Below are 14,309 nucleotides of genomic sequence, written 5' to 3' on the forward strand. Positions count from 1 at the left end.
GGTCTACTTAACTTCAAGATAAAATCTCGTGATACTTGATTTCTTACTATCATTAGATACATTACTTACAGTTATTTTTTCAGTTAAAGTATAATTTTTTTGATATTCATAACGATACTCCAGTATTTATCTTTATAACTGATATTATTACCTGCATTACTAAATATAAGCTAAAATTGATTTCCAGTCATAAATTTCTACTTTACTTCTACCGTATAATTCCCTGTTCCCCCGCCATACTGATATACATGTAAATAATATTTCCCTGGATACGTGTAGTAACTTCCTACTAACTTATTCCCTTCTTGCTGGGCATAGGTAACATAATTATTTAAATCCGCTTCAGAATAAAGAACCCAGTTTACTCCGATATTATTTTCCTTCGTTACATTAATTTGAAGGTTTTTTGCCGTTTCTATATTAATTTCAAAGAAATCACTCGTATCGCCATTTCCTAAACTTGCGCGTAAAACTTGATTTAATTGCAGTTTATTTGCTGTTTGGAATGAATTATTTGGCTCTTTTTCTACGCTGTTGTCCTCTTTCTTTTGAACCGTTACATTCGTTGTAACAGTATTCGTTAATCCTTTATCATCTGTTACTGTTAATTTCGCTGTATATGTTCCTTCTTTTGTATACACGTGAGTCGGATTTTGTTCATTACTTACAGTACCGTCACCAAACTCCCATTTATAAGAAACAATTTTCCCATCTTCATCTTTTGATCCATCGCTTTTAAATGAAATTACTTCATTTACATTTCCGCTATATGGACCATTTATAACCGCAACTGGTGCTTTATTCACAGCACCTTCTTCTGTATTCATACCATGGAATACAACATCATATTCAAATTGTCCTGATGCATTCACACGATAATTTACAAAATAGGCTGTTACTGTTTTATAGCCTGTCCATTCTTTTGCACTTAAACGCTTTAACGTATCATTCACGTTTTGTGTAATTGTTTTCCAGTCTTCATATTCCCCTTTTGCAGTCGTACCTGTATACGTTCCTTGCAACGTATATGTATGAAAGAACTGTGATTTATTTTTCTTAACTGATACATTGCTTAATTTTGCTTCTGCTGTAATTTCTGCAGCAATATCTGAAACTGGTTTTGGTGCGTGCGTTGCTAAATAATCATCCGATACTAATGGAACATTATATTTCTCACGGTTATCGACTAACATTTGCATATAATCTTGATACTCTTTATTTAAATTCGCATCTTTACTTAATGCAGAGCGGTATGCATCATATGCTGTTACATCATTTTTCCTAATAAGATCATGAATTTTGTCAAACATATCATATCTTTTCGTGTACATGTACGATTGTAAAGCGAAAGAGTAATTATAGAAATCCCACGTTCCATACTTTGCGTTTAACGTTCTCTCTGCCGTATAACGCTCTGCTGGATTTGAAGATATTCCTCCTATAATGCTCTTTCTCGGTACAACATTATCGGTTCTCGTTGCACCTGCAAAAAACTCCGCATTTCCTTCTTCAAACCAAGATAATCTCTCATTCTCATAAATCTTCCCTTGTCCCCAAAGTCCCGGTACTTCATATCTACCTTGTAAGTAATGTGTGAACTCATGTCGGAACAATTCTTCTAAACTATAAATACTTTCTTCTGGCGTACGTTCATAAGTAAAGAACGTACCTGTTCCTTCTATATAAAGACCGCCGTTATTCGTTTCATACCCGTACAATTGACGGTTAAATTGATATTCAGCTGGACTATTATAAATAACCATTGTTAATACATCGTCAGGATTTCCTTTTTCTAAAGGCTGATCACTTTCAACCGTACGATGGAATTGTGCCTTTACTTCTTTTGCCGCCCAATATAGACGTTTTACTTTTTCTTCTGTCACCTTATCTCCAGCTTTTAAAACAATTGCCCCATCATCAAACGTATACGTTTTCGGCAAATATTTTTTCTTTCCATCTTCTCGTATTTGATCTAAATTCACAACATTTCCATTTGCATCTTTCCCGCCATAATTCGTCGAGATTTGCTCAGCAGCTACAAAATATTGCTCTCCTAAATACGGATACATTTTCATTGCATCCGTTACAACTTGCAATCCTTTCGTCCCTGTACTATGGAATGTACCAAGTCTACCTGTATAATAAATACCATTGTTAATTAACCATCCATTCTTCTCTGTCACCGTTCCAATTAATGCAAAACGACTTAATTCATTAATATAGCTATCAATCTTTTGGTACCATACTGTATCTTTCGGTGTTTTTCTCGTATCGTACAAATACGATTGAATGTCGTAATCAACACCTTGCATAATATCGTAAATTGCATTTCCAGCTGATAGATTGTCTACCCACGTAGAGAAATTATCGTTATATTGTTTAAAGATCTTTGCAGCTGCTGTTATCGTTTCCACATCACTCGAAGCATTTCCTATTAATTTTCCGTATGATGATACAACTCTATCTTGTTCTAACGTACCGAGTTTAAAATTCGGGTTATTTGCAATTGTTTTTAATGCAGGTAAGCATTTATCATGATAGCTTCTATCATTTAGTTTACTTAATTCTGAATTATAAAATCCTAAATAAAATCCTGAGCGTAATACCTCTACTAAAGTCTCAATCCCTTTTGAATCATCTTTCGTATAAACTTGTCCTTGCTGCTTCAATTTATCAATAATTGCCTGCATTCTACTATCGTTTTGATAGAATGCAAGACTATCCCTATTAAACTGAAATAGCCCCATAATTTGCTCCCAATCAATTGTTACAAGTAAATCTACTAACTGCTGATTGCTTAATTGATTTAATTCAGCAATTGTATAAGTTTTCGCTGCAGCTAATTGCTTACTTTCTTTTTTTACTTCAGGCGGTCTTTGAGACAAATCAGCAAATTGTAGCCTTTTCTCAAAAGACTTATTTTCAAGCACTTTTGATGAATGAGCTAATTCTTGCACTGGCAGTTGTACACCAACTGGCTCCATTTTGAGCACATTCCGATAAGAAACTTGCTCTCCCTTTGTACTTTCCGCCAATGTGCTCCCTTGGAAACTGCCTAACATGAAACTAGCAAAACTTACCCCTACTAACACTTTTTTTGAATAGCCTTTCATGCTCTCCCCTACCTTACATTTTTTAGTGTCCCACACCATTATTTTACTATTCTTACTTTTTATTCTGTATTGAGAAAAAATAAGGGAACGTTCACACACGTATCCATGCCTTGCAAAATTAACACTTGACTTTATGTGCATTTTATATCAAAAAAAGATAGATAATAGCGAGTTTCCTGCTACATCTATCCTCGTTTTTAACGCTATGATTTTAACTTTATAAACGTAACTTCTGGTAATGTTTGCATATGCTGAATAAACGCATTCTTTTCTTCTGATGATATATTTTTCAGCTGCATTCCTACTTTATAAACTATTTCTGCATCCTTCTGTAAAGCTTCCACTTCATATGAAAGTATTGGAATGCCTTTCACTTGTATCGTTTCTACTATTTGTTGTACCGCTTCATGTTTATTTATATGTATTTGCACCGTTATGTTTTGAGGAAATAAAAATTGCACCTTAAAAATACGGCTTACAATCTCTAAACCAATTAAAACGAGAATCGTCGCTCCAATTCCTACTACATACATGCCAGCCCCAATTGCTAATCCAATTCCTGCTGTAGCCCATAAACCAGCCGCTGTCGTTAATCCTTTCACCGCCTGCTTTTGAATAATAATTGTACCTGCACCTAAAAACCCTACTCCACTAACAACTTGCGCTGCAATACGGCTTGGATCAAGAGCCATATGTTCTTCATTCATAATATCTGAAAAAGCATATTTCGAAACGACCATTATTAAGGCACTTCCTACCGCTACTAGGAAATGTGTTTTTAATCCCGCCTCTTTTGATCGAATCTCCCTTTCAATTCCGATTATCGCTCCTAATAAACCCGCAACACCGATTCGTATAATTAAATCAACATTTACACTCACGAGCCCTTCCCCCCTTTCGTTCATTATAGATAAATAAAACAAAAATTATCACACACATCGATTTATCGATATAAAAGCTTTTCATTAAAATATACTTAATATCCTAGGTGATTTATGTTAATATTTTTAATATTAACATAAATGAAATTCAACCTACTTTTTATACGAAAAACCATAAACTGTACTTTCCATTTAAAAACGAGATATGGATTGCATAAAATGAGGTTGAGAAAGTTAAGAAAACGTTTTCATTTTGTATCGTAATTTTTTAAAAATACTACATAAATAAAGGAGATTACCAACAATGAACGTCTCTTTACTTACACCTACTACCGATTTAGAAGAAGAATACTTAGATTTTTATAACGAATGGAAAGATAGCGGTGAAACGATGATTCCGTGGGTTATCTCAAAAGATCCTTCTAATTTTACTGCAATGATTCAAGAACTTCACGATGCGCATAACGGAATAAATCTTCCCGAATCTTGGGTACCTGACTCTACGTATTGGCTCGTTACAGATAATAATAGAATTGTAGGAGCTGTTAATATACGTCATAGTTTAACCGAACATTTATTTAACGCTGGCGGTCATATTGGTTATGGCATTCGCCCTTCTGAAAGAAGAAAAGGTTATGCTACGAAGTTATTAGAATTATCGCTAGAAAAAACGAAGGAATTAAACATTGAGAAAGTACTTGTCGTTTGTGACGAAGTGAATACAGCTTCTGAAAAAACGATTTTACATAACGGTGGGCTTCGTGATGATGATTTCACTGAAGAAGATGGGAATGTAGTAAGAAGGTTTTGGATTGAGCTATGAAAAAATCATCCAATGAAAATAATCTTATTATAGAGAAATATAATAGAAGTAACGAGCTAAAAGTAAAACAACTTATTGATTTATATAATGAAGACTCTTATCTATTTAACTTATTACGAGATAGTAAAACAAAATGTGCGTATGTTGCCTACTATAAAAAAGATGTAGTAGGCGTCTTTTTCACCTGGAACAGTAACTTCCATCCATACTGCACATACTTTCGAATATATACGAATCCTTTCTATTCAGAGCTACATATAGAACAATTTTTATTAAACGAGATTCTAAAACGAGAAAACTTCAAATTACCATTACAAACCTCTATATGGGAAACATCTGCTCATTTAAAAGCCTATTATGAAAAACATAAATTTACGGAAATCCGAAGAACATATATGCCGATATTAGACGTACGAAAAATCATCCCTATCGATATAACTCTTCATTCAAATTACGATATACAAACCTTATCAAACATCTTGTCCAATAATAGCTTCTTTGAAAAACTAGCTCACTTAGTAAAAACAAATTATGAGGATACTCACTTAGCAAATCCGGTTGCCTCATTCCCACTAGAAACTTGGAAAGAAAGAATCTTAGCTGATGACACATTATTAGATGGGAGCTTTGTATTGATAGATGAAGAGAATGAAATGATTGCGTACTCTTTCCTCCATACGTCAGAAAAGGATAATACAGTAGAACTAGGATGGTGCGGGACTCACACTACAGAAAATATATCCTTACTGAAACTGCTCGTTTTCAAACAAGCTATGTATGCAAATAAACACGGTTATTCTTTCATTCAAGGTGAATTCGATTCAACGAGTATATATGCAATGGAAGTATTAAAATCCTTTCCTTTTAACCCTTGTGCTACTTGGATTACGTATCAAAAAGAAGCCGGAAGGTAATTATACACCTTCCGACTTCTTTTATGCTGTTTCTATTTCAAACTGCACTGTAATACCGCTTGGGTCTACTACAGTAAATCCATTTGTACTTTCATTTACTTTATGTTGTTTTTCTATTAATCTTTCTTTCACTTCATCTAACGCTTCTTTATACGGTAATACAATTGTATACACTTTAAGTCCAGTAGCATGTGCGGGTGGGTGTGGATTATTTAATCCGTTCCACGTATTCGCACCGATATGGTGATGATACCCTCCTGCAGAAATGAATAAGCAGTCATCTTCGCGTTGTTGCACTTCAAATCCTACTGTCTCTACGTAAAACTCGTGTGATTTCTCTACATCAGCTATTCGTAAATGTACGTGCCCGACAACAGTATTAGCAGGCAATCCATCAACTTCATAATCAACGAGCGTTGCCAGTGCTTTTAAATCAAGTGGCGTACTGCCTCCTGCTCCCTCTCCCCATTGATCTCGCGGACGATCCGCATAAATTTCAATACCATTTCCCTCTAAGTCTTGTAAATAAAACGCTTCGCTATACGTATGATCGCTTGCGCTATTAAACCTTGAAATTGGTAAAATTTCATTTGAATATGTATAACGTCCTTCTTGCTCAACCGGACTATCAATTACATTCTTATTACGAATCACACCAAATAGTGCCGAAGCAAACGCCTCACGAGTCGGAACTAAAAAGGCTACATGATATATACCAGTCGTACGCGGCTCTTGTAGTACCCCGTCCTCTAATTTTTCAAGAACTAATAACGCGTTCTTTCCACCTTTTCCAGATAAATACGCTTTATTCCCCTCTTGCTTAATTACTTCTAAGCCTACAACATTCTCGTAAAAAGCAATTTGACGTTCTAAATCTAACACCTTAAATTCGACATGACCAATACGTGTTTTCGGATGAATTTGTACCATGAATAACTCCATCTCCTTATCCCGATATTTTCCTATTCCATATAACCGTTACTATGAAGAATACAACTAAAATCAACCTATGTAAATACGAAAAGTCAGAATTTATACACATTTTTATTTTCGTAATAAAAAAGTCACCTCTTCTAGCTTTTAGAAAAGGTGACTTTATAATTCTTATCTCATTTTATGTACTTCGGCAACTAACTTTCCACCCTGGATGCCCATGTAAAGTTTCACAGGTGCATCATTCGTATTTTCAAACACTAAGTCTAAGTATGGATATGCAATTGTAGCATCTCTTCCCTGTGGAACGTAACCTACCGTTTTAGAATGTGTCGTTCTCTCTACCATTTTCAAACCAGCTTGATCTGCTGCATTGTATAATGTTGATGATGTTTGACAAACACCACCGCCATATCCATCTACTAACTTACCATCTACAATTTCTTTTCCTAATTGATATCCTTTATCCGGTGTTGTATCACCAATTAATGCATTGAAAGAGAAACTGTCCCCTTTTGCTAATACAACCCCATTTATGCTCGCTGCTGACAAACGAATATTTTCAATACGTCCACCTGTTGAGCCACCTAAATTCGTTTCATATCTACCAATTACTGTGCCACTTCCTTGTGCATCACTTAAAGTTGCAGTAGGCTTTTTCTCAACAATAGGTAATTGATAGGAAGAATCCCACATACCTACGTTTAATAATTTATTTACTAACTCTTTTTCCATTAATTCATAAGAAGGTTTTCCTTCTTGCCAACTTCCATCAGGTCCTAAGCGTGAAGGGACCATCTTTTTGTCAACATTTTTCCCAACTTCCTTAGCAACCTTCTCAACCGATTTTTTAAATTTCGCTTCATCTTCAAAATAACCTAAACTCGATAAATCTAGCTTTTTCACTTCCGTACCTGTACGACCATCTACTAAACTAATAGAATCCTGTACTTCTGCTTTAGCCTCTACCGTGTGGCCACCAATATCACTTACTAACGCAACATCACTTACTTTTGTACCACAGCCACTCACTACAGCTACACATAACACCCCAACTAATATACCCTTTACTTTACGGAACAATATACTCTCCCCTTTTCCCCAATATTACTTATATGTATTATTTCATTTTTATGTATGTTTTGTTACAATCATTTTACAATATATTTATAAAATGTTACAAGTTATTTTTTACTCTATATAAATTACTCTTTTCTTTTCCAATTGTCTATACATATTTACATAAAAGTTTGAGCTTGATAGAATTATAACTTTTATGTAACCTCTCCCTATTATCCAGTATATACCATAAATCGAACGAAATACAAATGTAAAACTCCATATTCGTATTTACAAAAAAACATCCTGTGAACATAAATAGGTATTTGCCGTGCCACACTCCGCTTTTACACATACATTATGGTGAATTAACCTATTTTAAAGAAATGGAGGATATTTTTATGTACCCCTACAATCCATACGATCCATATAACCAAAATGGTTATCAGCCTCAATATGATTTACAAGCACAATACCAACAATATATAGATCCAGTAGAACAAGTTAATCCATATGATCAAACTCGACAATTCCAACTTCCAATCTCTTTTCCTGGTGCTGGAAACCGTCAACTAGAAAGACGAGTAAATGAGCTTGAACAAAGAGTACGTCAATTAGAAAACACGGTTGAGCGACATACACGTAGATTAAATCGCTTAAATCAGCGTTTACGTACAGTAGAAAACAGACTAAACATTCCATTTGCAGCATTAGAAGACGGATTTTAATTTTGAAGATAAAGTGAAACTTTAATTAGTGTGGGGTGTCCACCCCCACTAATTATTAGTTGAACCAATCGGGCTTTTATGGGCAGTTATCTCCCACCTAACTTACTGGCATTTGCGAAATTTGAGGTGGGAGTATTACTGCCCCTTAATGCGGGATAAACAATATATAAGGAAGGGGCTCTCCCTTCCTTATATAAATTGACGAAAGTTTTTTCCATCTCTATACTGATAAGAGTGAATGAAATGAAACAAGGTGATAAATATGGATTTCGAAATAAATTATCTTTCCTTTTATGTTGTACAAGTAGAAGGAAAAGGTGAAGCTGTTGATAAACGCTACAAACATTTTCAAACATTAGACGCTGAAGAGTATGAAGATAGCTCTTTAAAAGAATTTTTGAATGGTGAATTATTAAAAATTTCAAAGCGAAAAGTAGAACGTCATGCGAAAACAGAACAAGCTCCGACAAAAATCGGTCGCTTCATTGTAGAAGAAGGGCACGAACTTGATTCAAACCCTCATTACAACCTATTTAATCGCATTCGCTTCGCGGAAACTAAAGAAAACTTCAAAGATATGAGTGAACCACTTGTTTATACATATCTTGACACAAGCGCTGTACGCGGTGGTGTATTTTTAATTGCGCAAGCAAAACTACGTAAATACTTTGATGATCCATTCGTTTTCGTTATGAAATGTGACTTTGAACCGAAAGTTGCTTCTATTTCAGATGAATCCACACTGATTCGTAACGTTGAAATGGCCATCACAACAAAAAACATGAAATCTATTCAATATCCGTACATGCCTGAAGAAGGTATGGTTGAAGTAGGCGAGCTGAAAATTCACCAAGCATCACACGCCCGTTATTTTGAAGACTTCTTAAAATTCGTTGAGTACGAACGCTCTATGCCTGAAATTATGAAAACACAAGTAATGGACATGGTATACGACCAAATTGAAGATGTATTTGAAGAAGGTACGGAAGAACGCGAACAATTCGACCAAGCAATGGAAGTATGGGCTGCCAGTCCGAAACGCGAAATTATGGAACAATTTTCAACCGAAGAAGTAATGGAAGCTACCGCCCAAATCGTCGAGCATGCTCCTGAAGTGGAATTAAAGCTAAAAGCAGACCATATCTCTGTGAAGGCCCTGCTTGCTGATTTCGGGGATCAAATACATATCGCAAAGGTAAATGACCGATACGTATTAATGATTGAGGCTGATACACTTACGTTTGAAAAAGGTTTCTCTCCTATTGAGTTCCTGAAGCCAGATGAATTGCAAGACGTGATTGAGCGGATTGAGAATAAGCAGCAGTATTCTTATGATTCGAACGGGATTGAATAAATTCTTATATATCCCTATTTTTACTGAGCGCTTTTAATAAGCGCTCTTTTATTTTGAACTTAGTTGATGTTTATATTAAAAACCGACTCTACTAAGAATCGGTTTTCTACTTTATAACAAAATATGCTTATTTTTAACCCAAAAGGACATTTGTCACAGGATTCAGTAGATTCGTTTTTTGTTGTACAAGTGTATTTCCAATAGAGTAGTCACTATGTATATTCGTAAAACGAAAATTTCACTTGACTACCTCTAACTTATTGTACTCGTAAAAAGATAATTGAAAACGATATTCCGGATGCTCTCTCACCCAATCGTAAGCTTCTTCTAAAATATCCATTTTGTTTTGTAAGTCATTCAGTTCACTACATTCATCCTTTTCCTGTTTGCACAGAGGACAAAATCCATTGACTATTTCGACACTCGTTGCCCTAATCGTTTTACTTTCTAAGTCAACTACTAAACGAAGAAGAAGAGAATGCTCTTCTTTTGTAGTCACCGTCATTTCAGCAATCCCATCCTCATTCCAAAAGACTCCGTTTAATTCCATCTGTACGTTGACGTCTTTAATATCTAAGTCTATCACTATCACACCTCCCCATATAAAACTCTTATCTTACTCTTTGATTTTAATCATGAATACACCTTAATTTTCAAAGTAATTATAATGACCCAATCACAACAAATCAATTGCTATTTAATATGAATATTTTATTCACCTATAAAAACAATGACGTTACATTTATGTAGCTAGAAATAAAGAAGAATATCATTTAACTTCTGCATTCTTCTCCATCTCAGCCAAATACCTAATCTGCCTTTCCGCTTTTCTAACCGCCGTACGAAAATGCTTTTTCAGAAGTTCTACTGTAGGTTCACTTATATAATATCTTTCCGTAATACTTTCCCACGTGTCACTACTTTCAAATATACTCCAAACGAAAGGACGCTCAGTATTTTTTCTCATTTCTTTAAATACCCATTTTCTCATCTTTTTTTTCGCTTTTTCTGTTAGTTTTCCGTTCTCTACTAGTTCAAGTTCACCATGTCTTTTGTACCGTTTATGAATATCTCTCTCGCTATATACTTTCAAAAATATATTTGCTGTATTCTCAGCGTCTGCCAAAGCTCTGTGTTGCTTTCCTTCCCATGTTAAACCGAGCTGTTCTACTGCAAATTGTAAACTTGGTGTATGCTCAAATAATTCTTCATACGCTTGGAAAACAAATTTCTGCAAATCAAATTTGCTCTCTTTTTCCATAGTTGGGCATTCTACACCGTGTAACGTACAATCATGAGATAGAAAGCGATAATCTTCTCTTCCCCATGAAACAAATATAGAATCTTCTCCGATAAACTGAATAAATTTCTCTATAATTTGCGGAAATTTCTCTATACCCATTAAATCTTTCTTTGTAATTCCTGTTAATTTTGTCGTATGGCGAGTAAGTCGTGCACCTGGTTTTACTAACTCCGAAAATTCTCCAATTACCTTCATTGTACTCGCTTCTATTTTTACAGCCCCGATATCAACTATCTCTGACGGATCGTCTGATTTATACGGCCTGAAATTTCTCTCTATATCAAACACAATAAAATGTGTAGCGTTTTCCAATTTATTTACCTCTTTCTACATTCCTTTTCACAAACATACTTTATCCCGCTTTAATGGGCAGTAAGACCCCCACCTCAAAATTCAGCGAAAGCAAAGAATTTAGGCGAGAGTTGGGCTGCCCATAAAAGTCCGATTGGTGAGGACTAATAATCAGTGGGGGATGAAGACCCCCCCACTGATTAAAGTTTCACTTTATTTTCAGTATTCATTTATTCATACACTTTATGCATGTAATACTTCGTCAAAAAACGAAAATTCAATCTCATTATGCTATGTACATAGGAGGTTATTCAATGAAAAATACAAAAAAAAAAGAAGGGCAAGCCCTTCTTTTTTCCATAATTACTTCTTGTTAACGTTAGTAGCTTGAGGTCCACGGTTACCTTGTTCTACTTCGAAAGTAACTTCTTGACCTTCTTCTAAAGTTTTGAAGCCTTCGCCTTGGATAGCTGAGAAATGTACGAATACGTCTTCTCCGCCTTCAACTTCGATGAATCCGAAACCTTTTTCTGAGTTAAACCATTTTACTTTACCGTTTTGCATGTAAAAAATCCTCCTACAATGTACCTATATGTACATATTCATTTTCAACCACTTTACAAAAATAAGTCAGACATTAAAAAAACTGCAACTCTGAGGAGATTTAACATTGCTATCCTCCTCGGAAGTTACAGCTCATTTAAATCTCTATATTATTAAAAGTAAAATGGTTTAAATATAATATATCATATCAATATAATAAAAGCAAAGTTTTTTTTGCTATACAACTTTTTTCTTCCATTGCATTGCTTTTGATTCACCTGATCCAGCTACAACATAGCCTTCTTTTTCGTTCACAATGCGCCAGCCATGCCCTTTAACTGAGTCACATACTGTAACAATTCCTTCTTCTAGAAGTACACGACAGACATTACTAATCCCCGCCTTATTTTGCGTTGACGTTGTATATAGCACATGCTGATCTACACTTAAGTCTAAATAGCTACTTGCTTTTTGCTCGCTTTGGCATATGTGCCAATATGTTTTTTCACACGCAATACTTTCATCTATTTTACAAAAAGAAATATTACCGCTAATTCCCTTGCACGATCCACTTGCTGCTACTAAATAAGAATTGTGTAAAGTCAATGCTGAAATCATCTGATTCATCACGATTTTAATCCTCTTTAATTTATGTGTCTCCAAATTAAAGAGCCAAACGCCACCATATTTAGCATGTATTTTTGTGCCGATAAATAGGTAATGTTTATATAAAAATAACGATCGAATAGATGGTGCCCCGCTACCATACTCAAGAAATGGATGAATGGTTTCCCATATCGAACCAAAATCATTAGAATGATACAACGTTTTATCTCCATGAGCAATGACAGTTCCTTTTTCATTACTACACACATTCCAACTCGTTGCTTTTGTTGGAAAACGCTGAACTGTCCAGTTCTCTCCACCATTCATACTACGAATAAAAATTCCTTCGTCACCTACACCATACACTACATTACCTTCGCTATGTAAATCCCTAATTCGTTTTTGAAAACCATTTAAAATTTGTTTCCATTCTCCGTCTTGTTCAATAAATAAGCCATTATATGTAGTAGCTAACATAAGCTTTCCATCTCTTAACTTTGTAATAGCGGTCGCACTTAACATTGTCTCCACGTTGACACTCCCATTCTTAGAACTTCTCAGCAAATGCAATGGCAAAATTACTGCATTTTTCAACATCCTCTTCATCTTCTGGAGCTAATTCGATTTTCAATCCATCTTGTACAAGCTCTGCACCGCGTTCTACAAGTTTCTCTTCAAATATCGTTACCGCTTCACAAAACAGTTCATACGCCGTATCTCCTGATCCGAATACCGCTACTTTTTTCCCTGATAAATCTATATTTTCTAAGTCATCGTGAAAATCTTCCGCTTCAAATGGTAGTTCACCATCGCCCCACGTATAAGACCCTAAAATAATTCCATCATAAGCCAATAATTCTTCAGCATCCATGCCTTCCATTTCTTGCAATACTACTTCATGATCAAAAGCATCTAAACTAACTTTAATTAAATCAGCAATACTCTCTGTATTTCCTGACATACTTGCATAAGCTATTAAAATTTTCGCCACTTCGGCATCCCCCTCTTGCAATAAATGATTCTCATTCTCATTATATTAATAATGAGAATCAATTTCAATTATATTTTTATTATTTTTTATCCCACAAAAAAAGCACAGATGACTATACAATCATCTGTGCTTTTTTATTACTTTTTAAAAATACCGAACGGCTTTCCGACTGGTAAAACAACTTTTCCAAAGTGTGTATTTAACACTGCTGCTGCTGAACCATAGAAAGATAGTAATGAAATAAGAAGTTCAGAATATGCTGCTAAATTATGCATTGCATGCGGCATAACACCTAAAGTACTTAATGAAAGACCAATAAATAAGAAATCAATAAGAACGAAAATCATAAATAATACTTTATGTGTTTCCATTGCACCAATTGTCATAAAGATTGTGAAAATCAAATATCCGATAAAGGCTACCCCAAGCTGTTTTGAATCTGCAGCTTGTGCTAATTTTTCGCCAAATACTCCAAGTTGAATTAACCAAGTCATTCCAACACCTAACCAAAATAGGCCATACGCACCGAATGCTGTTGTACCGAACGTATTGTTATGCTTTGCATCGTGAATGCACGCAAAGATTTGTGCAAATCCTCCTAAAAAGATTGCCCATGGTAATACAAGAGAAACGCCATCCGTTAAGCCTAACTTTTGAGATGATGCTACAAGTGTTACCATCGCTAATCCAAATAGACCAATTCCAGATGGATCTGCTGTTGTCATTTTCACATGATGTGTAGTTGTTTGATTGCTCATATAAACCTCCTG

At 35.1% G+C, this 14,309-nt stretch carries 14 protein-coding genes; 4 read left to right on the forward strand and 10 right to left on the reverse strand.

What is annotated here, in order from left to right; all coding sequences use genetic code 11:
* Positions 1-197 precede the first annotated feature (197 nt).
* Complete coding sequence (colA, locus tag ACZ76X_RS04895; RefSeq protein WP_479849745.1) at positions 198-3,113, reverse strand: collagenase ColA; 2,916 nt, start codon at positions 3,111-3,113, stop codon at positions 198-200.
* Positions 3,114-3,316: 203 nt separating this feature from the next.
* Complete coding sequence (locus ACZ76X_RS04900) at positions 3,317-3,994, reverse strand: MgtC/SapB family protein (protein WP_098670259.1); 678 nt, start codon at positions 3,992-3,994, stop codon at positions 3,317-3,319.
* Positions 3,995-4,298: 304 nt separating this feature from the next.
* Between ACZ76X_RS04900 and ACZ76X_RS04905 the strand changes: the two genes are divergently transcribed.
* Entirely contained in the window at positions 4,299-4,817 is a 519-nt protein-coding gene (locus ACZ76X_RS04905; RefSeq protein WP_479849746.1) for a GNAT family N-acetyltransferase, read from the forward strand.
* Positions 4,814-5,731 carry a GNAT family acetyltransferase gene (locus tag ACZ76X_RS04910; RefSeq protein ID WP_479849747.1) on the forward strand — a complete coding sequence of 306 codons (918 nt, stop codon included), beginning with the start codon at positions 4,814-4,816 and terminating at the stop codon, positions 5,729-5,731. Before ACZ76X_RS04905 ends, ACZ76X_RS04910 begins: the two co-directional genes overlap by 4 nt.
* 21 nt (positions 5,732-5,752) lie before the next feature.
* Here ACZ76X_RS04910 and ACZ76X_RS04915 read toward each other — a convergent pair whose 3' ends face one another.
* The gene (locus tag ACZ76X_RS04915; protein ID WP_479849748.1) at positions 5,753-6,661 is read right to left on the reverse strand and encodes a VOC family protein; all 909 of its coding nucleotides are present in this window, start codon (positions 6,659-6,661) and stop codon (positions 5,753-5,755) included.
* Between the two features lie 174 nt (positions 6,662-6,835).
* Complete coding sequence (locus tag ACZ76X_RS04920) at positions 6,836-7,747, reverse strand: VanW family protein (protein ID WP_479849749.1); 912 nt, start codon at positions 7,745-7,747, stop codon at positions 6,836-6,838.
* A 362-nt stretch (positions 7,748-8,109) separates the two neighbouring features.
* Between ACZ76X_RS04920 and ACZ76X_RS04925 the strand changes: the two genes are divergently transcribed.
* Positions 8,110-8,451, forward strand: a complete 342-nt coding sequence (locus tag ACZ76X_RS04925; protein ID WP_479849750.1) for a hypothetical protein — start codon at positions 8,110-8,112, stop codon at positions 8,449-8,451.
* A 262-nt stretch (positions 8,452-8,713) separates the two neighbouring features.
* Entirely contained in the window at positions 8,714-9,805 is a 1,092-nt protein-coding gene (locus ACZ76X_RS04930) for a DUF3900 domain-containing protein (RefSeq protein ID WP_001979919.1), read from the forward strand.
* Between the two features lie 238 nt (positions 9,806-10,043).
* On the opposite strand, the gene ACZ76X_RS04935 is transcribed toward ACZ76X_RS04930, so the two are convergent.
* The 6 genes from ACZ76X_RS04935 to ACZ76X_RS04960 form a co-directional block, all read right to left on the reverse strand.
* Positions 10,044-10,391, reverse strand: coding sequence for a hypothetical protein (locus tag ACZ76X_RS04935; protein ID WP_479849751.1), 348 nt, complete (start codon positions 10,389-10,391; stop codon positions 10,044-10,046).
* A 183-nt stretch (positions 10,392-10,574) separates the two neighbouring features.
* A complete protein-coding gene (locus ACZ76X_RS04940; RefSeq protein WP_479849752.1) occupies positions 10,575-11,420 on the reverse strand; it encodes an exonuclease in 846 nt (281 codons plus the stop codon).
* A 342-nt stretch (positions 11,421-11,762) separates the two neighbouring features.
* A complete protein-coding gene (gene cspB, locus ACZ76X_RS04945) occupies positions 11,763-11,963 on the reverse strand; it encodes a cold shock-like protein CspB (protein ID WP_001179150.1) in 201 nt (66 codons plus the stop codon).
* Positions 11,964-12,179: 216 nt separating this feature from the next.
* Entirely contained in the window at positions 12,180-13,079 is a 900-nt protein-coding gene (locus ACZ76X_RS04950) for a WD40/YVTN/BNR-like repeat-containing protein (RefSeq protein WP_479849753.1), read from the reverse strand.
* Positions 13,080-13,095: 16 nt separating this feature from the next.
* The gene (locus ACZ76X_RS04955) at positions 13,096-13,539 is read right to left on the reverse strand and encodes a flavodoxin (RefSeq protein WP_098669852.1); all 444 of its coding nucleotides are present in this window, start codon (positions 13,537-13,539) and stop codon (positions 13,096-13,098) included.
* 137 nt (positions 13,540-13,676) lie between these two features.
* Entirely contained in the window at positions 13,677-14,297 is a 621-nt protein-coding gene (locus tag ACZ76X_RS04960; protein ID WP_000070938.1) for an acetate uptake transporter, read from the reverse strand.
* Between the last annotated feature and the right edge of the window lie 12 nt (positions 14,298-14,309).

The sequence above is a fragment of the Bacillus sp. BC05(2025) genome (assembly GCF_056725905.1).